22 protein-coding genes and 1 pseudogene are annotated in these 19,996 nt (G+C 73.0%); 14 read left to right on the top strand and 9 right to left on the bottom strand.

What is annotated here, in order from left to right:
- Positions 1-16 precede the first annotated feature (16 nt).
- Positions 17-820, top strand: coding sequence for a TIGR03084 family metal-binding protein (locus ACIQUT_RS04075; protein ID WP_403558924.1), 804 nt, complete (start codon positions 17-19; stop codon positions 818-820).
- A 139-nt stretch (positions 821-959) separates the two neighbouring features.
- On the opposite strand, the gene ACIQUT_RS04080 is transcribed toward ACIQUT_RS04075, so the two are convergent.
- The gene (locus ACIQUT_RS04080; protein WP_403558927.1) at positions 960-1,364 is read right to left on the bottom strand and encodes an SgcJ/EcaC family oxidoreductase; all 405 of its coding nucleotides are present in this window, start codon (positions 1,362-1,364) and stop codon (positions 960-962) included.
- A 22-nt stretch (positions 1,365-1,386) separates the two neighbouring features.
- On the bottom strand, positions 1,387-2,385 hold the full coding sequence (locus ACIQUT_RS04085) for a methyltransferase (protein WP_403558930.1): 999 nt from the start codon (positions 2,383-2,385) through the stop codon (positions 1,387-1,389).
- A 118-nt stretch (positions 2,386-2,503) separates the two neighbouring features.
- Here ACIQUT_RS04085 and ACIQUT_RS04090 point away from each other — a divergent pair, with 118 nt between their 5' ends.
- Positions 2,504-3,178 carry a 4'-phosphopantetheinyl transferase family protein gene (locus tag ACIQUT_RS04090; RefSeq protein WP_403558933.1) on the top strand — a complete coding sequence of 225 codons (675 nt, stop codon included), beginning with the start codon at positions 2,504-2,506 and terminating at the stop codon, positions 3,176-3,178.
- Here ACIQUT_RS04090 and ACIQUT_RS04095 read toward each other — a convergent pair.
- Positions 3,076-3,786, bottom strand: coding sequence for a transposase domain-containing protein (locus ACIQUT_RS04095; RefSeq protein ID WP_403558935.1), 711 nt, complete (start codon positions 3,784-3,786; stop codon positions 3,076-3,078). The two genes, ACIQUT_RS04090 and ACIQUT_RS04095, sit on opposite strands and share 103 nt — an antisense overlap.
- 613 nt (positions 3,787-4,399) lie before the next feature.
- Here ACIQUT_RS04095 and ACIQUT_RS04100 point away from each other — a divergent pair.
- Positions 4,400-4,945: a DM13 domain-containing protein gene (locus ACIQUT_RS04100; protein WP_403558938.1), complete on the top strand. Its 546-nt coding sequence runs from the start codon at positions 4,400-4,402 to the stop codon at positions 4,943-4,945.
- A pseudogene (locus ACIQUT_RS04105) lies at positions 4,942-5,067 on the top strand (PucR family transcriptional regulator); the annotation flags it as partial. The gene ACIQUT_RS04100 and the pseudogene ACIQUT_RS04105, both read left to right, overlap by 4 nt.
- A gap of 26 nt (positions 5,068-5,093) precedes the next feature.
- On the opposite strand, the gene ACIQUT_RS04110 reads toward ACIQUT_RS04105, so the two are convergent.
- Together ACIQUT_RS04110 and ACIQUT_RS04115 are read right to left on the bottom strand one after the other, a co-directional pair.
- Positions 5,094-6,047: a sigma-70 family RNA polymerase sigma factor gene (locus ACIQUT_RS04110; protein WP_403558940.1), complete on the bottom strand. Its 954-nt coding sequence runs from the start codon at positions 6,045-6,047 to the stop codon at positions 5,094-5,096.
- A gap of 29 nt (positions 6,048-6,076) precedes the next feature.
- A complete protein-coding gene (locus tag ACIQUT_RS04115; protein WP_403558943.1) occupies positions 6,077-7,300 on the bottom strand; it encodes an NAD(P)/FAD-dependent oxidoreductase in 1,224 nt (407 codons plus the stop codon).
- A 195-nt stretch (positions 7,301-7,495) separates the two neighbouring features.
- Between ACIQUT_RS04115 and ACIQUT_RS04120 the strand changes: the two genes are divergently transcribed.
- Positions 7,496-8,557 carry an NAD-dependent epimerase/dehydratase family protein gene (locus ACIQUT_RS04120; protein ID WP_403558946.1) on the top strand — a complete coding sequence of 354 codons (1,062 nt, stop codon included), beginning with the start codon at positions 7,496-7,498 and terminating at the stop codon, positions 8,555-8,557.
- Between the two features lie 103 nt (positions 8,558-8,660).
- On the opposite strand, the gene ACIQUT_RS04125 is transcribed toward ACIQUT_RS04120, so the two are convergent.
- Both ACIQUT_RS04125 and ACIQUT_RS04130 read right to left on the bottom strand, forming a co-directional pair.
- Positions 8,661-9,779, bottom strand: coding sequence for a sensor histidine kinase (locus tag ACIQUT_RS04125; RefSeq protein ID WP_403558949.1), 1,119 nt, complete (start codon positions 9,777-9,779; stop codon positions 8,661-8,663).
- Complete coding sequence (locus ACIQUT_RS04130) at positions 9,776-10,498, bottom strand: response regulator transcription factor (RefSeq protein WP_403558952.1); 723 nt, start codon at positions 10,496-10,498, stop codon at positions 9,776-9,778. The genes ACIQUT_RS04125 and ACIQUT_RS04130 overlap by 4 nt, the downstream gene beginning before the upstream one ends.
- A gap of 116 nt (positions 10,499-10,614) precedes the next feature.
- On the opposite strand from ACIQUT_RS04130, the gene ACIQUT_RS04135 reads away from it, so the two are divergent.
- The 6 genes from ACIQUT_RS04135 to ACIQUT_RS04160 are packed head-to-tail and all read left to right on the top strand — an operon-like array spanning position 10,615 to position 16,099.
- A complete protein-coding gene (locus ACIQUT_RS04135) occupies positions 10,615-11,316 on the top strand; it encodes a glycosyltransferase family 2 protein (RefSeq protein WP_403558955.1) in 702 nt (233 codons plus the stop codon).
- Positions 11,313-11,942: a DUF2064 domain-containing protein gene (locus ACIQUT_RS04140; protein ID WP_403558958.1), complete on the top strand. Its 630-nt coding sequence runs from the start codon at positions 11,313-11,315 to the stop codon at positions 11,940-11,942. The genes ACIQUT_RS04135 and ACIQUT_RS04140 overlap by 4 nt, the downstream gene beginning before the upstream one ends.
- A complete protein-coding gene (locus ACIQUT_RS04145; protein ID WP_403558960.1) occupies positions 11,939-12,667 on the top strand; it encodes a class I SAM-dependent methyltransferase in 729 nt (242 codons plus the stop codon). The genes ACIQUT_RS04140 and ACIQUT_RS04145 overlap by 4 nt, the downstream gene beginning before the upstream one ends.
- Positions 12,664-14,127 carry a glycosyltransferase family 87 protein gene (locus ACIQUT_RS04150; protein ID WP_403558963.1) on the top strand — a complete coding sequence of 488 codons (1,464 nt, stop codon included), beginning with the start codon at positions 12,664-12,666 and terminating at the stop codon, positions 14,125-14,127. Before ACIQUT_RS04145 ends, ACIQUT_RS04150 begins: the two co-directional genes overlap by 4 nt.
- A 32-nt stretch (positions 14,128-14,159) precedes the next feature.
- Positions 14,160-15,548, top strand: coding sequence for a molybdopterin-dependent oxidoreductase (locus tag ACIQUT_RS04155; RefSeq protein ID WP_403558966.1), 1,389 nt, complete (start codon positions 14,160-14,162; stop codon positions 15,546-15,548).
- Positions 15,512-16,099, top strand: coding sequence for a hypothetical protein (locus tag ACIQUT_RS04160; protein ID WP_403558969.1), 588 nt, complete (start codon positions 15,512-15,514; stop codon positions 16,097-16,099). The genes ACIQUT_RS04155 and ACIQUT_RS04160 overlap by 37 nt, the downstream gene beginning before the upstream one ends.
- Positions 16,100-16,299: 200 nt before the next feature.
- Here the strand turns inward: ACIQUT_RS04160 and nhaA are convergent, their stop codons facing one another.
- Both nhaA and ACIQUT_RS04170 read right to left on the bottom strand, forming a co-directional pair.
- Complete coding sequence (nhaA, locus tag ACIQUT_RS04165; protein WP_403558971.1) at positions 16,300-17,613, bottom strand: Na+/H+ antiporter NhaA; 1,314 nt, start codon at positions 17,611-17,613, stop codon at positions 16,300-16,302.
- 265 nt (positions 17,614-17,878) lie between these two features.
- Positions 17,879-18,088, bottom strand: a complete 210-nt coding sequence (locus tag ACIQUT_RS04170) for a hypothetical protein (protein ID WP_403558974.1) — start codon at positions 18,086-18,088, stop codon at positions 17,879-17,881.
- 96 nt (positions 18,089-18,184) lie between these two features.
- Here ACIQUT_RS04170 and ACIQUT_RS04175 point away from each other — a divergent pair, with 96 nt between their 5' ends.
- The 3 genes from ACIQUT_RS04175 (at position 18,185) to ACIQUT_RS04185 (ending at position 19,791) form a co-directional block, all read left to right on the top strand.
- Positions 18,185-18,505, top strand: coding sequence for a hypothetical protein (locus ACIQUT_RS04175; RefSeq protein WP_403558976.1), 321 nt, complete (start codon positions 18,185-18,187; stop codon positions 18,503-18,505).
- A gap of 378 nt (positions 18,506-18,883) precedes the next feature.
- Complete coding sequence (locus ACIQUT_RS04180) at positions 18,884-19,189, top strand: hypothetical protein (RefSeq protein WP_403558979.1); 306 nt, start codon at positions 18,884-18,886, stop codon at positions 19,187-19,189.
- A 170-nt stretch (positions 19,190-19,359) separates the two neighbouring features.
- Positions 19,360-19,791: a hypothetical protein gene (locus ACIQUT_RS04185; protein WP_403559336.1), complete on the top strand. Its 432-nt coding sequence runs from the start codon at positions 19,360-19,362 to the stop codon at positions 19,789-19,791.
- Positions 19,792-19,996: the final 205 nt, after the last annotated feature.

The raw sequence follows: 19,996 nt of genomic DNA on the forward strand, positions 1-19,996 counted from the left end.
AGAGCGAGAAAAACGCATGTCCGATCTGCAGAACGTGCTCAAGGACCTGACCACCGCGGCCGACGACACCGAACGGATGGTGGCCGACCTCACCGAGGAGCAGTGGGCGCTGCCGACCCCGGCGACCGGCTGGACGGTTGCCGACCAGGTCGCCCACATGTCCTTCATCTTCCGCCTCGCCGGCACGGCGGCCTCGGACCCGGCGGCCTTCGCCGCCATGACCGAACAGGCCAAGGGCGACTTCAACGGCGCCGTCAACGCCGCCCTGCACGCCTACCCCCGCCACGACCCCGCCGCGCTGCTGACGCGCTGGCGGGCGGAACGCACCGCCTGCATCGACGCGCTCGCGGTCGTCCCGCCGGGCCAGGTCGTGCCCTGGCTGGTCAACCCGCTGCCCCCGGTCGTGCTCGCCTGCGCCGGGATCATGGAGACCTTCGCGCACGGGCAGGACATCGCGGACGCCCTCCACATCCGCCGGGAGCCCGCCGAGTGGCTGCGCCACCTCGTCGGATTCGCCGTGCTCACCCGGGACTTCGGCTACCAGGCGCGCGGCCTGACGCCGCCCGCCGAGCCGTTCCGGTTCGAGATCACCGGGCCGTCGGGCGAGCTGTGGGAGCACGGCCCGGCCGACGCCGCCGAGCGGGTCTCCGGCCCGGCCCACGACTTCTGTCTGCTGGTCACCCGCCGCCGGCACCGCGCCGACCTGGCGGTGACCGCCGCCGGCTCGGCCGCCGAGCACTGGCTGGACATCGCCCAGGCGTACCGCGGCCCGGCGGGCGAGGGCCGGGTGCCCGGCCAGTTCGCCGGCCTCCCCGCCTGAGCTGCCGGACACCGCCGAGGCGAGAGCCGCGGACAGCGTCGAGGGGCCGAGCCCGGTGGGCTCGGCCCCTCAACGTTCCACGGACAGGGACGCCCCCCGCGGGGGCTTCAGTGGGCGCCCCTGCCGGTCGTGAGCCCGGTCAGGACGGCAGGTTGACCGGGCTGTTCTGGTAGGCCGCGATGAACCACTGGCCGTCCTGCTTGGCCAGCACCCAGGTCGCCCGGATCTCGCGTTCCGGGGCCACGGTCGTCTCGCCGGGCGCGAGCACCCCGCCCTGAGTGATCAGCACCGCCGTGTCGGCCCCCACGAAGCGGAGGTCCTTCGGCGCCCCGAACACCCTGGTGCCCTTGAACGGCCCCGCGTATCCGAAGGCCATGAACCCCTCGACCTCGGCGCGGCCCTTCTTGTAGACGTCCCCGGGGAGGATCATCGTGGCGTCCTCTGTGAACAGGGCGGCGACGGCCGCCGCGTCCTGCGCGGCCCAGGCCGCCATCATCCGCTCCGGGACCTCCGCGATGGCCGCCAGGTCCTTGTCCCTGTTCATGTCCGTCATGCTGTCCTCCGCCTCAGTCCGACACTGCCAGTTCGATGATCGAGAGGTATCCGGCCGGGTGTACGCCACGTACCGCGAGCCCGGCCCGCTCGCCCAGTACGCGGATCTCGGCCAGGCCGCGCTCCTTGCCGCTGTTGTAGGCGAGCATGCGCAGATCCATGGCGGTGTTCGGCGACTCGCCGTCCCGGCCGATCGCCTCGATGACAAGGACGGCGCCCTTGTCGCCGGCGGCCTCGGCGCACCGGCGCAGCAGGGCAGTGGCCGGGTCGTCGCTCCAGTCGTGGAGGATCGCGGACAGCACGTATCCGCCCGCTCCGGCGGGCAGCGGCTCGAAGAAGCTGCCCGGTGCCACATCCGCCCGGCCGGACAGGCCCCGGTCCGCGAACAGCCGCCGCGCGGCAGCCGCGGGCCCGGGCAGGTCGACGACCGTGCCCCGCAGCTCCGGATGCGCGGCCAGCAGGGTCGCGAGCAACCCGCCGCTGCCGCCCCCGACATCCACCACGTGCCCCAGCGCGGCCCAGCCGTACGCCTGTGGGAGCCGCGCGTGCTCCAGGGTGATGTGATGGCTCATCAGGAAGTCGAAGGAAGCGGACCGTTCCGGGTCGGCGGCCAGGTCCTCCCACAACGCGGCGCCGTACCGTACCGGATAGGCCGGTTCGCCCGTGCGCACCGAGTGCAGCAGCTCCACGAAGCTCAGGTCCCCCCGGCCGATCGCCCCGTTCAGGTCGAGCCACCGCCGTTTCCCGGAGGGATGGTCGTCGCGCAGCTGCTGCCCGAGCTCGGTCAGGCCGTACCGGCCGGAGCCGGAGCCGGAGCCGGTGTCCCGGGTGAACAGTCCGACGCTCACCAGATGCCGCAACAGGCGGTCCAGGGCGTCCGGGTGGGCCTGGACGGCCGCCGCCAGCTCCGCCGAGGTCCGCCGCCCGGCCACGAGGTGATCCGCCACCCTGAGCGTGGCCGCCACCCGCACTGCCATGGGTGTGGCCAGATCTGCCAGCGTCGTCAGCCCCATGTGCCCTCCCTTCGGCCTTCGTGAGCTTAGGGCGAAAGCCGACGGTGGATTTATTCCGGAATGCTGAGGCCGACCGGGACCACCCTGCCCGTCCCGTCACGGCGGCATTCTCTGCCCCATGGACGAACCCGTCGTGCTCGATCTCCGCCACCCGCCCCGGACGCCACAGCTGCCCTCGTGCTGGCTGGTCGCGGCCGATGCCCAGCCGATCGCCGAACTCCTCGCGCCGCGCACCCTGGACGCCACCGAACAGCGGACGGCCGCCGCCTTCCGCAGCGAACAGGAGGGCCTGGAGTACATGACCGCACACGTCGGCCTGCGCATCCTGCTCGGTGCCGCACTCGGCCGGGCGCCCGGGGCGATCAGGCTGGTGCGCCGGCCCTGCCCGGACTGCGGCGGCCCGCACGGCCGCCCCGCCGTCGGCGGCAGCGCCATCCACTTCTCCCTGTCCCACACCGGCGGCCTGGCGCTGATCGCCCTCGCCGACCGCCCGGTCGGCGTCGACATCGAGCGGATCCCCGACCCGGACACCGCCGAGCGCCTCGCCTCCGAGCTGCACCCCCGGGAGCGGCGCGAGCTGGCCACCCTTCCGGCCGGCTCCCGCCCCGCCGCCGTGGCCCGGATCTGGGTCCGCAAGGAGGCGCACTCCAAGGGCCTGGGGCTCGGGCTGGCCCGCGCCCTGGACCTGGACTACGTGGGCGCCGGCCCCCCGCCACGCCTCGCGGAATGGCAGCTCCACGACCTCGCGGCACCCGCCGGCAACCGCGCCGCCCTGGCCCTGGCCACGCCGTGACGCCGTCCCGGGCGAAGCGGACCGGAGCCCGCAACCGGCTGGGCCTTGGACAGCCCCACCACGTCGGGCCGCAGCAGGCGCACCTGCCGGTCCATGCGGAAGCCGTCGGCGAGCGCACGTCCGTGTTCGGTCTGCGGCAGGAACGTCCTGCGCATCACCGCATCGAGGAACAGCCGGCCGCGCCGGTGGTTCGGGGAGTCGTCCGCGACGAGCCGGATCTCCCGCGGGTCCGTTACCCGGACGGCGTCGAGTCGGCTGCAGAAGACGGCGACGCTGCCGCACACGCAGGACGGCTGCGTGGCCGGGGTGGCGAACGGCTCGGCGACCTGCCGGAACACGGACTCCAGCACCTCTTCGCCGAGCTTGGCCCGCGCTCGGCACAACGAGGACCGGTTCACCCGCGCGAGGCCCCGGCTGCCCGGGACACCGCTGGTCAGGACCCGTAGAAGCTCCTCGTACGACTCCCGGGCAAAGGGGCATGGGGCCAGGACGCAGTACACGACCAGCCGATCCGGCAGGAGTCGGCGGCGCCGCTCGGCTCGGTCGTGCTCGGCCATCGCCGTGTCGACCCGGTTCGACGGTGAACACCTTCGCCAGCCGATCCGCACCCGCTGTCCCGCACCTCACCCGTCATACGCGGGGCAACGATCTACGCAGCTCAAAAGCATGCGCACCATGTTCAAGTCCCACATCTGACATCCGGACGTTTCCACAGGTCAGCGGCGCGGCATCGGGGTTTTGGTCAGCAATCGGTCAGCATCAGCCCCTGGGGTCGTTCATGGCGACACACCAGTCGGCGGTGGGCATGCTGCCGGCGCCAGGGGGCTTGTCGGCGCGCCGTGACGGCCTGTGCCACGCGTGGTTCGACGTCGGTGAGGCCGTGCCCGGCCTCACCCAGGTGCGCTGCGCCCCCGCCCGCCAGAAGCGCGCCGGCTTCCCAGTCGGGCGAAGCGGCGCACGGACGTCCTGCGTGAGTATGAGGAATTCGAATCCGGTCGCCGCGGGGGATTGTCCTCCGGTGCTGTGGCCGTTCTTGGCTCCGGACCCGGACCGGGACCACCTGTGGCGGGTTCAGCAGGGAGCCGTTACCCCCTGCCACAGCTGACGCTGACGAGCCGGTCAAGACACCGTAAGGATTCCGTCATCGGGCCGCTGTGGATGCCGGGCCGCTCAGGAGGGTTGAATCGAGGGGGAACGAGGACGCACGGATGAAGGGCTGTCGTGGTGGCAGGCAAGGGGAAGTGGCGGAGGCCGGTGCTCGGCGCGGTACTGGCGGCGGCGGTCGTGCTGGTGGGCGCCGGGCTGTACTGGTTCCAGCCGTGGAAGATCTGGACGGACCAGAAGGTCGACGAAGCGTTGCCCACCGCGACGCCCCGTCCGGCCGCACCTGCGGCCGCGCCTCCGGCGGCAGCACCTCGCACCGTGGCCGAGGGCGTGCTGATCAGCCACGAGCACACCACCACGGGCAAGGCCAGGGTCATCGAGCTGCCCGACGGGTCCCGCACGCTCCGGCTGGAGAACCTTGACACCAGCAACGGTCCGGACCTGCGGGTCTGGCTGACCGACGCGCCGGTGAAGGAAGGCGTAGCGGGCTGGCGGGTGTTCGACGACGGGAAGTACGTCAGCCTCGGCAAGCTCAAGGGCAACAAGGGTGACCAGAACTACCCGATCCCCGGAGACCTCCGACTGGCCGACTACACGAGTGTGACGATCTGGTGCGACCGCTTCGACGTCTCCTTCGGAGCCGCGACACTCGGCCGCGCCTGACCTACCGCCTGGCGCGCATCCACCACGAGCCGGCGGCCGTCGACCCGGGCGACCCCGCCCACCGCTGTACCCTTCAGCCGGCGGTCATCGGTGCGAGGCTGCTGGGGTGGCCCGAGGGGTGACGGTTCGGACCGGGGCCGACGTCAGGTCACCACTGGGTGATGAGCGGTGCTTCCGGTTCGTGCTGACGCCAGGCTTCGGTGAGGCGGACGAGGCGGGCGGGGGCGGCGATGCCGCGCACGGTCGAGATCCGGCCGCCGGTGACGTCGAAGGTCACGGCGCCGATGACCTGGTCTCCGAGCACGAAGAGGATGGCGGGGGAGCCGTTGACGAGCGCGTAGTGGACGGCCGGCGCGCCGCCGGCGAGCCGCCGCTTCGCCGGGGTGGGTTTGAAGCCGGCCCGTGCGACGGCGGCGACGCGCTGCGGAGTGTTGTACCGCAGCAGCTTCGCGGCCAGGCCGGCGCCGTCGGAGATCGCGATCACGTCGTCGGTGAGCAGTGCCACCAGCTTTTCGGTGCGGCCCGAGGAGGCGGCGGCGAGGAACTCCTCGACGATCCTGCGGGCGGATGCCGCGTCGACCTCGCCGCCGCGGCGCTGCCCGGCGGTGATGCGCCGCCGTGCCCGGTGGAGGTGTTGCTGGCTCGCCGACTCGGTGATGTCGAGGATCTCGGCGATCTCGGCGTGGCTGTAGGAGAACGCTTCGCGCAGGACGTAGACGGCCCGCTCGTGGGGTGACAGGCGTTCCATGAGGGTCAGTACGGCCAGGGAGACTGATTCGCGCCGCTCGAAGGTGTCGGCCGGGCCGAGCATCGGGTCGCCGTCGAGGAGCGGTTCGGGCAGCCAGGCCCCGGCGGTCCGTTCGCGGCGGACTTGCGCCGAGCGGAGCCGGTCGAGGCACAGGTTGGTGACGACCTTGGTCAGCCATGCTTCCGGCACGTTGATCCGCTGCCGGTCGGCGGCCTGCCAGTGCAGGAACGCCTCCTGCACGGTGTCCTCGGCGTCGGCGGCGGAGCCCAGCAGCCGGTACGCCAGCGAGGCCAGCCGGTTCCGGCCGGCCTCGAACCGGCTGGTGTCGAAGCGGTCGACGGCGGTGTTGTCCACGTGGGTCACCCTAGGCGGATGCTGATCGCCTACGCGACCGCCTTCTCCGCACCCACGGGCGGCACGGCGGTCAGGCGGTGCTTGCGCCTGGGCAGCCCGAAGGTCGGGTGCGAGGTGGTCCACAGCGACATCCTGAGGATGCCCGCCTTGATCCGCGCGGCGTTCCGGCCGCCCAGGTGCTTCGGCTTCGCCTGTGCTTCGCCGTCGACCATCTGCAGGATTCCGTCCCGCCGCCCGAGACTGATGTGGTTGCCCACGTATTCCAGCTTGGTGTTCCGGATCTCGTGGCCGGTCAGGCGTCCCACGATCGCGGTCGTGGCCTGCATTGCGGTGTAGCCGGCCGAAGCGCAGGACATGGGCAGGGGCCGTCCGTTGTCGCCGATGGCGTGGGCGCTGTCGCCGACGGCGTAGACGTTCGGGTGCGAGACCGACCGCATGGTGCGGTCGACGACGATCCGGCCGTCCTCGGTGGCCTCCAGCCCGCTCGCGGCCGCTATGGGGCTGACCGCGAACCCGGCCGTCCACACGGTCGCGTCGGAGGCCAGGGCGGTGCCGTCCGTGCACAGCACCCGCGTCGCTTCGACGGCTTCGACCTCGGTGTGCTCCCGGATGGTGATGCCCAGCCGGTCACAGGCCCGGCGCAGGTGGCCGCGGGCTCCGGCGGAGAGCGGGGCGCCCAGCTCGCCGCGGGCGATCAGCGTCACCGACAGGCCGGGCCGGGACTCGGCGATCTCGGTGGCGGTCTCGATCCCGGTCAGCCCGTCGCCGACGACCAGCACGCTCCCGCCTCCGTCCCGCTCGCTCAGGCCGTCCAGGCGCTCGCGCAGGCGCAGCGCCGAGGGCCGGCCGGCGACGTCGAAGGCGTACTCGGCCACGCCGGGGACGCCCTGGACGGCGCCGTGGCTGCCGAGCGCGTAGAGCAGCGTGTCGTAGCCGAGCTCGCCGCCGCCCTCGCCGCCGCCCTCGCCGCCGCCCTCGGCGTCGGCCACGGCGACGACCTGGCGCTCGGGGTCGACGGCGGTGACGCGGGCCAGGCGCAGCCGTACCGCCGTGCCCGCGAACACGTCGGCGAGCTGCGGAGCCTCGATCTCCTGGCCGGCTGCGAGCTGGTGCAGCCGCAGCCGCTGGACGAAGTCCGGCACGGCGTTGACCACGGTGATCTGGGTGTCCGCGGAGGACAGCCGGCGCGCCAGGGTGCCGGCCGCGTAGGCCCCGGCATAGCCGGCGCCGAGGACGACGATGCGGTGCTTCATGAGGTGCTCCCGTCGGTCGGTTCGCTTGCTCTCGGTGACCTGAGCGGAACAGGGCTCCGATTCCTGACGGGAACTGGATGTGATGTGGGTCACAGTGTCATCGGCGGGGTGCAATCGGCGAGGACTCATGACGGAACCCTTACGGCACGGTGCGGGAACGGCCGCCGTCGGACCGGATTCCGTAGCGTGCCGGACATGCGAGTACTCGTCACAGGAGGAGCCGGGTTCATCGGCTCGCAGGTGGTCGCCATGCTGGCGGCCGGAGGGCATACGCCGGTGGTGCTCGACGCGCTGCTGCCGGCCGCGCATCCCCATGCTCCGCAACTGCCGGATGCCGAGTTCGTCCACGGCGACGTCCGGGACGCGGAGGCGGTGCGTGGCGCCCTGCGCGGTGTGGACGCGGTCTGCCACCAGGCCGCGATGGTCGGCCTGGGGAAGGACTTCGCGGACGCACCGGACTACGTCGCCTGCAACGACCTGGGGACCGTGGTGCTCCTCGCCGCCATGGCCGAAGCCGGGGTGCGCCGGTTCGTGCAGGCGGGGTCGATGGTGGTGTACGGCGAGGGGCACTACGAGTGCGGCGAGCACGGGGCGGTGCGGCCGGGCCCGCGGACGGTGGCGGATCTGGAGGCCGGTCGGTTCGAGCCGCGCTGTCCGCGCTGCGGGGCCGAGCTGGTGCCGGGGCTGGTGAGTGAGGACGCGCCGGCCGACCCGCGGAACGTCTACGCGACGACGAAGCTGGCGCAGGAGCACCTGGCCGCAGCCTGGGCGAGGAGTGTCGGGGGCACGGCGGTGTCGCTGCGGTACCACAACGTGTACGGGCCCGGGATGCCGCGGGACACCCCGTACGCGGGCGTGGCCTCGTTCTTCCGGTCGGCACTGGCCAGGGGTGAAGCTCCGCGGGTGTTCGAGGACGGCGCGCAGCGACGGGACTTCGTCCACGTGCGCGATGTCGCCGGGGCGAACGCCGCCGTGCTGGCGGGCGTCGAGGACCGGCCGACCGGCGGCCACACGGCGTACAACGTGGGCAGCGGCGACCCGCATACCGTGGGGGCGATGGCCGCCGCGCTCGCGGCCGAGCACGGCGGTCCGGCTCCCGTGGTGACGGGGGAGTTCCGCCTGGGCGACGTCCGGCACATCACGGCGGACTCGTCCCGGCTGCGGCGCGAGCTGGGCTGGCGTCCCGAGGTCGGTTTCGCCGAGGGCATGGCCGAGTTCGCCCGCGCCGGGCAGCGGGCCTCGGCCGGGGTGGGGTAACCGGCCGCCGGGCGTGCACGCGCCGGCTTGCCTGCCGCGGCCGACCGCGGACCGGAGCCGACCGGCCCGGCCCGTGCCGTGCCGGCGTGCGGGCAGCGGCCCGTCAGGCGTTCGTACCCGCGAGCGGCAGGGTCACTTCGAAGCGGCAGCCGCCGGGCACGTTGTCCACCCGTGCCCGCCCGGCGTGGGCCTCGACGATGCCCCGTACGATCGCCAGCCCGAGGCCGGCGCCGGCGGGGGGTGTGCGGGCGGGGTTGCCGCGCCAGCCGGTGTCGAAGACCTTGGGCAGGTCCTCCTCGGGGATGCCGCCGCAGCCGTCGGTGACGGACAGGACGGCGCTGTTCTCGCGCCGGTCGACGCGTACGGCGACGGTGCCGTCGGCCGGGGTGTGGCGGATGGCGTTGACCAGGAGGTTGGCCAGGACGCGGGTCATCTCCTTGCCGTCCACGTCGACCGGCGCGTGGGCGACGTCGTCGGCGCGCAGTCGTACGCCGCGTTCGCGGGCGAGCGGGTCGGCGCCCAGGAGGGCGTCGGCCGCCAGGTCCTGGAGGGCGACGCGGCCGGTGGTCAGTTCGAGGGCGCCGGCGTGGATGCGGGAGAGCTCGAAGAGGTCGCCGACCATGGTGTCGAGGCGCTCGACCTCGGTGCGGATCTGCCGGTGGTAGCGGGCGGGGTCGGCGGCCACCCCGTCCTCCAGGGCCTCGGCCATGGCGCGCAGCCCGGCGAGCGGGGTGCGCAGGTCGTGGGAGATCCAGGCGACGAGCTCGCGGCGGGAGGCCTCCAGGGCGCGTTCGCGCTCCCGGGAAGCGGCGAGCTTGGCGCTGGTGGCGGCCAGTTCGCGGGTGACGGCCGTCAGTTCCGCGGTGGCCCTGCCGGGCGGCGCGGCGAAGATGCCGCCCTCGCCGAAGTCCCGGGCCGCACGGGCGAGATCGCGGCCGCGTGCCACGACCCACCGTCCGAGCACGAGCGCGGTGGCGAGCGAGACGACGGCGGCCATGGCGGCCACGAGCGTGACGACGGTCAGGTCGTGCGGGGACAGGAACATCGCCCGGGCGACGGCGAGGGTTCCGGTGAGCATCGCGGTGACGGTGACCGCGGCGACGACGGTCAGGGAGACGGCGACCGACCGGTGCCGCAGCAGGCGCAGCGCGACCGCACCGAGCGCGCCGGTGCAGGCCGCACCGGCGAGGGCGAAGGCGGCGATCAGCAGGAGGTCCTTCATCGGGAACCCTCCGGTCCGGTCGGTTCGAATCGGTAGCCCACGCCCCAGACGGTCTGGATCAGGCGGGGAGAAGCCGGGTCGTCCTCGATCTTGGCGCGCAGGCGGCGTACGTGGACGGTGACGGTGGACAGGTCGCCGAACTCCCAGCCCCACACGTCCCGCATCAGCTCCTCGCGGCCGTGCGCACGGCCGGGGTGGGTGAGGAAGTGCGTGAGGAGGTCGAACTCCCGCAGGGTGAGGGCGAGGTCCCGGCCGTCCTTGGTGGCCCGGCGCGTCTCGGGATGGACGCGGATTCCGGCCGCGCTCAGCACCGTCGTGGCGGTGGTGGCGGGGACCGCCGTGCGGCTGCGCCGCAGTACGGACTCCACGCGCAGGACCAGCTCGCGCGGGCTGAACGGCTTGGTGACGTAGTCGTCCGCCCCCAGCTCCAGGCCCGCGATCCGGTCGTCCTCGTCGCCGCGCGCCGTCAGCATGATCACCGGTACCGGTCGTTCGGCGCGCAGCCTGCGGCACACTTCCAGACCGTCCATACCGGGGAGCATCAGGTCGAGGACGACCAGGTCGGGTTGATCGCGGACGGCGGATACGAGGGCGGCGGGGCCGTCGGCGGCGTGCTCGACGGTGTGGCCGGCCCGGCGCAGGTAGCCCGTGACGACCTCGGCGACGGTCGGATCGTCGTCCACGACGAGAACCCGGGCGGACTGCGATGGCGTACTCATGGGCCCAGCCTCGCACTCCCCGGGCTCCGCACTCCCCGACGGGGATGCCTCGTACGGCCGACGTCCGCGTTTCGTAAGGAGTCGATGTCCGCTTTTGCCCCCGCCGTGTTCCTACGGTGGCTGCCGTGAGCCAACACACCGTGGACGTCGTCCTTCCCTGCCTCAACGAGGCCGAGGCCCTTCCCTGGGTACTCTCCCGCATCCCCGCCGGCTGGCGGGCCCTGGTCGTGGACAACGGGTCCACCGACGGATCCGCCCACATCGCGCGCGACCTCGGCGCCACGGTGGTCCCCGAGCCGCGGCGGGGCTTCGGGGCCGCCTGCCACGCCGGGCTGCTGGCGGCCGAGGCCGAGTTCGTCTGCTTCTGCGACTGCGACGCCTCCCTCGACCCGGCCCTGCTGGCCGGCTTCGTGCGGACGGTCGCGGCCGACGAGGCCGACCTGGTGCTGGGCCGGCGGCGACCGCAGAGCCGGGGAGCCTGGCCCCTGCACGCCCGCGCCGGGAACCTGGCCCTGTCCCGGATGCTGCACCGCCGCACCGGCCTGCGCCTGAACGACCTCGGCCCGCTGCGGGCGATGCGCCGCGCGGACCTGCTCCGCCTCGACCTCACCGACCGGCGCTCCGGCTACCCCCTCCAGATGGTCGTGCGGGCCGCCGACGCCGGCTGGCGGGTACGGGAGGAGGACGTGCCCTATCTGCCCCGGACCGGGAAGTCCAAGGTCACCGGCACCTGGCGGGGTACCTGGCAGGCAGTCGGGGACATGCGCGCGGTGCTGGCCGAGCCACCGCACGCCACGGCCCTCGGAGGCGCGCGGTGACCAGTCTGCTCGTGATCGCCAAGGAACCCGTACCGGGCAGGGTCAAGACCCGCCTCACCCCGCCGTTCACCCCTGCGGAGGCGGCGGCCCTGGCCGAGGCCGCCCTCGCCGACACCCTGGCGGCCGCTGCGGCCACCCCCGCCGACCGGCACGTCCTCGTCCTGGACGGAACCCCGGGCCCCTGGCTGCCGGCCGGCTTCGAGGTCGTTCCCCAGTCCGGCGGGGGGCTTGACGAGCGCCTCGCGGCCGCGTTCGCCGCCTGCGCCGGCCCGGCGCTGCTGATCGGCATGGACACCCCGCACGTCACCCCCGAACTCCTGGCGCCCGCCCTGGACTTCGACACCTGCGACGCCTGGTTCGGCCCCGCCGTGGACGGCGGATTCTGGGCCCTGGGCCTGGCGGACCCGGACCCGGCCCTGCTGCTCGGCGTACCCATGTCCGTACCGGAGACCGGTGCGGTGCAGTACGAGCGGCTGCGAGCGGCCGGGCTGCGTACCCGCCTGCTGCCGCGCCTGCGGGACGTGGACACCGCCGCCGACGCCGCCGCGGTGGCCGCCCTGGCACCGGCCGGCCGGTTCGCCACACGTCACCGGCGGCTCAGCAACCGGGCACCGGTGGCACGATGACCGCCCGCGCCACCTCCCGGCTGCGCAGCACGACGGCACCGGCGTGGCGGGCCGACCCGTACGCCCTGGCCCTGCGCGCCGGTCGAGGTCCCCTCTTCCTGCACCGGTCGGACGGCTGGCTGCTGCCGCTGGACGTCGAACGCTGGTGCGCCGGGACCGACGCCGCCGACGAAAGCGTGCTGACCCGCTGCCGCGGGGCCGTGCTCGACATCGGCTGCGGTCCCGGCCGCCTCGTCGCGGCCCTGGCCGAACGCGGCCGACGCGCCCTCGGCATCGACATTTCCCCGGCCGCGGTGGCACAGACGGTGCGCCGCGGCGGAACGGCCCTGTGCCGCTCGGTGTTCGAACCCCTTCCCGGTGAACGCCGCTGGAACACGGCTCTGCTGATGGACGGCAACATCGGTATCGGCGGTGATCCCGCGGCCCTTCTGGAGCGCATCGCGGGGCTGCTGGCCGCCGGGGGGCGCCTGCTCGTCGAGGCCGCGCCCGTCGAGGTGGACGAGCGGTGCGAGGTGCGCCTCGACGACGGCCGCGGCACCCTCGGCACCCCCTTCCCGTGGGCCCGGGCCGGCCGCGGCGCTCTGCTGCGCCACGCCGAGACCACCGGCTGGCGGAGCGTCCGCAGCTGGACGGTCACCGGACGGCACTTCGCCGAACTCGTCCCCGCCACACCGCCCACCACCGCTTCCGCCGGAGCGCCCTCCTCCCCCGGAGTCGCGCCGTGACGCGACGGCAGGCGACTCCCACGTTCCGGGCCACCACCCTCACCGCCGCCCTCGTGGCGGCTCTGGTCGCGGTTCTCGTCCTCACCGTCCGCAAGGACGGCTACTTCACGGACCCGGCGGGCCTGTCCTGGCTGTACGCCGCGTGCTGGGCCCTGTTCGCGGCGGCCGCCTGGTCCCTGCGCCGGGTACCCGCCCGGCACGCCGCAGCCCTCGTCCTCGCCGGCGGTGTCGCCGTCGCCGCGACCGGTCTGGTGGCCGCGCCCCGCACCAGCACCGACTCATTCCGCTACGCCTGGGACGGCCGCGTCCAGGCGGCGGGCATCTCGCCCTACGACCACGCCCCGGCCGACGCCGCCCTCCTGCCGCACCGCGACAGCTGGCTGTTCCCCACCGGGCCGGCGTGCGGCGCACCGGACCTCGCCGCCGTGTCCGAGGGAGTCTGCACCCGGATCAACCGTCCCGCCGTCCACACGATCTACCCCCCGGCCGGCGAACTGTACTTCCTCCTCGTGCACGCCCTCTCACCCGACGACGTCCGCCACAAGGCCCTCCAGGTGGGCGGCGCCGTCCTCGCCACGGCCACCACACCGGTGCTGTTGAGGATCCTGCGCCGCAGAAGGGACCCCCGCACCGCGGCCTACTGGGCCTGGTGCCCGGCCGTCCCCGTCGAAGCCGTCAACAACGCCCACGCCGACGTCCTCGCCGTCCTGCTGTCCGTCGCAGCCCTTGGCCTGACGGTCCGCCACCGGGGGTGGGGTGGCGCCCTGCTCGGCCTGGCCACCGCGGTCAAACTCCTGCCCGCCGTCCTCATCCCCGGCGCCCTGTCCGGGGTACGCCGCGCCCGCGACGCGGCAGCCGTCCTGCTCCCGGCCGCAGCGGTCCTCACCACCCTCTACATCCCGTACGTGCTGCTCTCCCACTCCTCCGTCCTCGGCTACCTCGGCGGCTACGCCGACGAGGAGGGCTACCAGGACGCCTCCTCCGGAAACCGCTACGCCCTCCTGCGCCTGCTGCTCCCCGACTCCTGGGCCCAGCCCGCCGTGATCGCCGGCATGCTCGCCGTCAGCCTGTACGTGATCCGGCGGGGTGACCCCGAACGGCCGTGGAGCGGCGCCCTCCTGGTCACCGGGACCGCGTTCCTCCTGACCACTCCCGGCTACTCCTGGTACGCCCTCCTCCTGATCGCCCTCGTGGCGCTCGACGGCCGCTGGGAGTGGCTGGGCGTACCGGTCGCGGGCGCGGCGGCCTACCTGACCAGCCGCGCGTTCGCCGGCGCGGGCACGGTGATGTACGCCGTCGCAGCCCTGGCCGTCGTGTGCGGCTGGGCGGCCCGCAGACGATCCGACGGGCCCCACGACGCGGGCGCGGACCGTGCGGCCGGGCGACTCCCGGGCCGCGTGCCACGAGCCTTCCCGTACCTGCGGAAGGCCACGCCCTCCTCGGCGGGGGAGCCCCGATGAACCCTGGAATGCGGAAAGCGCGGAGGCGCCCCATGGACGAGAACGCAGACGAGAACGCAAACGAGAAGCCCGCACCCGGTGGCCCGACGCCGGCGCGCGCGGGAAAGGAACCGGAAGGCGGCAGCCGGACGAGGCGGGTCCGGCTGCGGTCGGCCCTGGCGTCCGCCGGAGCGGCCGGCCCGCCGCCGGGTCCATCCCGCCCGGAGTTCTGGCGCAGCCCGCTGCGCGGCCCGTGGCTGACCGCGGTGCTCGGGATCGTCCTGCTCTTCGGCATCACCATCCTCTTCGTGACCGGCCTGCTGTCGTACACCGCGTACAACCCGGACCTCGCCGCGGTCAACGACCAGACCCCGGACAAGGGATGGCTCGGCTTCCACCTCTTTTCCTGGCCCACCTCCCCGTACTGGCTCTACCGGGTCACCCAGGGCGTGCACGTCACGCTCGGCATCGTGCTCGTACCCGTGCTCCTGGCGAAGCTGTGGTCGGTGATCCCGAAGCTCTTCACCTGGCCGCCGGTGCGGTCCGCCGCCCAGGCCGTCGAGCGGATCTCCCTGATCCTGCTGGTGGGAGGCGCCGGCTTCGAGTTCGTCACCGGCATCCTCAACGTGCAGCTCCACTACGTCTTCCCCGGCTCCTTCTACACGCTCCACCTGTACGGGGCCTGGGTGTTCATCGGCGCCTTCACGGTCCACGTGGTGTTCCGGCTCGGGCGGGCCGCGCGGGCCCTGCGCGCCGGACCGCGGCAGCCGGCGCCCGACAGCGAGGAGGCGGCCGGCCTGGTCTCGCCCCGACCGGCCGCGCCCACGATCTCCCGGCGCGGCGCGCTGGGGATGGTGGGGCTGGGTTCGCTGGCGCTGTTCGTGGTGACCGCCGGGCAGAGCGTGGGCGGCTGGTGGCGGCGGACCGCGCTGCTCGCCCCGCACGGCCGGGAACCGGGCTCCGGGCCGAACGGCTTCCAGATCAACAAGACCGCTGCCTCAGTCGGAATCCGGCCCAGCGACATCGGCCCCGCCTGGCGGCTCACCGTACGGGGCGCGGGCCGCCAGACCGACCTCGGCTACGACCGGCTGCTGGCCCTGCCGCAGAACGAGGCGCTGCTGCCCATCGCCTGCGTGGAGGGCTGGTCGACCCCCGACCAGCACTGGAGCGGCGTCCGCCTCACCGACCTCGCCGCGCTCGTCGGCCTGGGCACGCGCACCCCGCAGGTCCTGGTCGAGTCCGTCCAGCGGGGCGGATCCTTCAGCTCGGTCGTCCTGAGCGGGGAACAGGTCCGGGACCCCCGCTCGCTCCTGGCCGTTCGGGTCAACGGGGCGGTCATCTCCCTCGACCACGGCTACCCGGCCCGGGTGATCATCCCCGGCGCCCCCGGCGTCCACAACACCAAATGGGTCACCCGCCTCACCTTCGGGGAACCGGCGTGATCCCTTCCACTCACGCGGCCACCACGGCCTTCCGCCGCCGCTACGGCGCCTCGCCCCTCCACCTGCTCCTCGCCCTCGCCTCCTTCGCCCTGGCCTGCTACGCCGGCCTGCGCCTCCTCAAGGGGGACGCGCTCGGCGTGGCGATGTGGTTCGTCGGGGCGGCGCTCCTGCACGACCTCGTCCTCCTGCCGCTGTACGCGGTCACGGATCGGGCCGTCCAACGGGTCCTGGGACAGCAGCCGGGGGAGGGCGGGGGCAGACCGCGGTTCGGTGTCAACCACGTCCGTGTCCCGGCCTTCGTCTCCGGCGTCCTGCTGCTCGTGTACTGGCCCCTGATCCTCCGCCAAGTCGGCCATTACACGATCTATACCGGCCTGCCGGCGGATGTCTTCCTGGGACGGTGGCTGCTGATCACCGCCTGCCTCTTCGCTGCCTCCGCTGCCGTCCTCGCAGCACGGCTCTGGATCGGCGGCAAGGACGCGCGGAAAGCCCGGGCCCGTGTCCGCGCGCAGGCCAGGGCCCGGGCGCGGGAGCGCCGAGGCGGGGAGTGACGGCACGCGTCGAAGAGGCGTGAAGATTGCCGACAGCCGGCCGCGACCGGTGAAGACGGTCGGGTCGAACGGGCGAGCGGCGGATCTCCGCGGTGACGGGAAGCGAAGCGCTCACGGCCCCGGGGACGCGGCGAGACGGGCTTACCTCGCCGCCATGCGATCCGGGCCGTCCGTCTCCACCTCGCCCGGGGCGCTGGAGCTCATGGCTCTGACCGGGAGCCCGTGGCAGGTTCGCGCCGGTAGATGTCGGGGATGCCGTCGGCGTCGGCGTCCAGCGTCTCCTCCTCGTAGAGGCGCTTGTACACCTTGTTGCGGCGGCGGAGGAAGAAGGCGGCGAGTGCGGCGGCCGTGACGGAGCCGATGAGGACGGCGGCCTTGATCTGCTCGGTGACGGCCTGGCCGGGGAAGGCGAGTTCGCCGATGAGCAGGGCGACGGTGAAGCCGATTCCGGCGAGGACGGACAGTCCGAAGACGTCGGCCCAGGCGAGGTCGGGGTTGAGGCGGGCACGGGTGAAGCGGGCTGCGAGGTAGGTGCCGCCGAACACGCCGAGGATTTTGCCGGCGACCAGGCCGATGACGACGCCCAGCGGCTCGGGCCGGGTGAACACGTCCGCGAGGGCAGCTCCTGAGACGGTGACGCCGGCGGCGAAGAGGGCGAAGAGCGGGACGGCCACGCCGGCGGAGAAGGGATGGATGACCTGGGAGACCCGGGCGCCGGGGGAGGTGTCCTCGCCCGTGTCGAGGGTGGTGCGCAGGATCAGGCCCATCGCGACGCCGGCGACGGTGGCGTGGATACCGCTGTTGTACATCAGCGCCCAGACGGCGATGCCGAGGGGGACGTACCACCACCAGCCGCGTACCCGGAACCGCTGGAGCGTATAGAAGACCGCCAGCCCGGCGAAGGCGCTGCCCAGAGCCCAGAAGTTCAGGTCGCCGGTGAAGAAGATCGCGATGATCAGGATCGCACCGAGATCGTCGACCACGGCCAGGGTGAGGAGGAAGGCGCGCAGGGCGGCGGGCAGGTGCGTGCTGATGACCGCGAGGACGGCGAGTGCGAAGGCGATGTCGGTGGCCATGGGTACGGCCCAGCCGTCGAGGCTGCCGCCGCCGAGGCTAGCGGTCAGCGCGTAGAGGGCGGCGGGGACGGCCATGCCGCAGAGGGCGGCGACCACGGGCAGGGCAGCAGTGGCGGGGGTGCGGAGTTCGCCGACGACGAGTTCGCGCTTGAGTTCGATGCCCGCGACGAGGAAGAAGACGGCGAGGAGGCCGTCGGCGGTCCAGTGGCCGACGGAGAGGTCGAGGCCCAGGGCGGGTATGCCGAAGCGGAAGTCGCGTATCTGCTGGTAGACGTCCCCGAGGGGGCTGTTGGCCCAGATCAGCGCGATGACAGCGGCGGCCAGGAGCACGAGTCCGCCGATGGTCTCGGTGCGCAGGGCCTCGGCGATCGCACGCCGCTCGGGCCACGGCAGGAGGCCGAGGAACGGTGAGCGCTCGGGCGGCGGGACAGCGGTCATGGCGGCGAACCTCCGGGGCGTCGGCAGCAGTGCGGGCACACAGCCCCAAGGACGCCGACCAGACTTCCCGGCACACCCCGCGTCCGCTCATCGGTGCGATGAGCGTATTAACGCGTTCTTTACATCCTATCGGGAGGGTGGGGATGTCGCCAGAGGGGCTTTGACGTGCGGTGATGGTGTTCCGGGGCAAGGGAGAAGGCCCGTACCCGCCCAAGGCGCGAGGGTGGGTACGGGCCCTCAAGGAGCCGGGCCGCCAGGGGGACGGTCAGACGGCGGTCTTCACCGGCTCCCGGTCTTCGTCCTCGTCGGCCTCGATGTCCTGGCCGGCGTCGCGGCGGCGGACGAAGTCGAGGAAGGAGTCCAGCTCCCGCTTGACGACGGGGGCCGGCAGGCACACGCCGGTGACGTCGATTGATGTGTGTCGTTGGCTGATGCCCAGTGGGCGAGGATCGAGCCTGATGAGGAGCTTGAGCACCGGCTTCACCCGAGCCGGAAGAGCTCTCCGGAACGTGGATGTGGCGGCTCGGTGCCGAGGCAAGGCCGGACGAAAGCGGGAACGAGGGGCCTGCACGTGATCGACACCAGCAACATCGACGTCTTCCTCAGCCTGGACGTCGGCAAGGCCGAACACCGCGCCACCGCCGTCACACCGGCCGGGAAGAAGACGTTCGACAATCGGTGCCCTGCCTCTGGCGGTCGCCCGGGACGGGCCTTCTTCCTCTCCGCCGACCTTCGACAAGCCTCATCTTCCCAGCTCAGAAGGCACTTTAGTATTTTCGATCAAGATCCGGACGCTGCGGCAGGCAAAACGCGCAGGCTAATCGTCGGCGTCGCTCCAGGGCCCGGGCGCACTCATCTCCCAGTGCATCCCCGAGTGGCCGCGGGGCAGTGAGCAGTCGGAGCCGCCTTGCGGGAGTAGGGTCCAGCTGTCCGGCCCCGGGCGCCGACAGGCAGGGATCGGTTCCCCGTCCGGTCCCGTCAGGCGGGTGGCGAGAAGGTCGATCACGATTTCCGTGGTGTCCTGGGGGTAATTGCTGTGTGCCCTGATGAAGTTGGCGATCTGGGTGAGGCGGCAGGGCCATGCCTCCGGGCTCCCTCTCCAGGAGAGGTTGCAGGTGCATTGCCACTGCCCCTCGGGCGGCTTGGGACACGGTTTGGCAAGTTTCGCTATCGCGGCAAGTCTCAGCTCGGCGTCCATGTACGCATCCTCCTCATACAGCATGCTTCGAGACGAACCGTCAGTAGATCACGACCGCTGGCCACTTCGCCCGTGGGCCGAAAGGGGACCCGGCTCGACAAGGAGGACTCGACCACCCCGGTCGACACCACCGACTACACCTTCACCCCGGTCGGCGACGTGACGTCCGCCCGCACGGCCCAGGGCGCAGCACGCGACACCCAGTGCTTCACCTACGACCACGGGCGCCGGCTCACCACGGTCTGGACGGACACCGGCACCACGACCACCGAGCCCGGCCCCTCGGTCCCGGGCATCGGCGGCTGCACGGCCACCGCGCCCCAGGCGGGCAGGATCGGAGGCCGGCCTCGTACCACCAGTCCTTCACCTACGACGTGACCGGCAATCGCACCTCGTCCACGGACCACGACCCGGCCGGTGACCCGGCCAAGACGACCACCACCAACACCTTCCCGGCGGCGGGAGCCACCCGCCCGCACGCCCCGACCTCGACGAGCCGGAAGACGGGCACAGGTCCGGCCGCCATCGCGAACCTCACCTATGACGCGATGGGGAACACGCTCACCCGCCCGGATGCCGCGGGCAAGAGCCAGACCCTGACCTGGACCGCGGAACGCCAGCTCGGCTCCGCCACCACCACGGCCGGTACCTCGGGGTACGTCTACGACGCGGCCGGCAACCGGCTGCTCCGCAGGGACCCCGGAAGAGCATCCTCTACCTCGGCTCGACGGAGCTCACCCTCAACACCGCCGCTGGCACGGTCACCGGAACCCGCTACTACGCGACCCCGGGCGGCACCACCATCAGGCTCAGGTCAGCACGCGCATCGCGGGTACGGAGCCGTCTTGATGGTCGGTGCCGACGAAGTCGATGCCGTGGAGCTGTACGTACGGTACTGCGCGGTTGCCGTGCCGTCTCCGGAGAAGGCCGTCAGGCCGGCGGCGGCGGTTCGGGCGAGGACGCGCCGGAACCACGGATAGTGCTCGGGCTGGACGTGGAACCCCGGCTCGGGCGCCGACGGTTTGTCTCCTTCGCGGGGCCGTTGGATTCCCGGGTAGATGTTCTCGTCGTCGACGGGTTGATCGAGGTGGTTGTCGGGGGTGTCCGGTGCGCCGTTCAGCCGGCCGCCGGTTCCCCGTGTCTGCAGGGCGTGCACCGTGAGGGGGCCCTCGGCCGGAAGCTCCG

This window comes from Streptomyces sp. NPDC090445, from assembly GCF_044769385.1.
GTDB lineage: Bacteria > Actinomycetota > Actinomycetes > Streptomycetales > Streptomycetaceae > Streptomyces.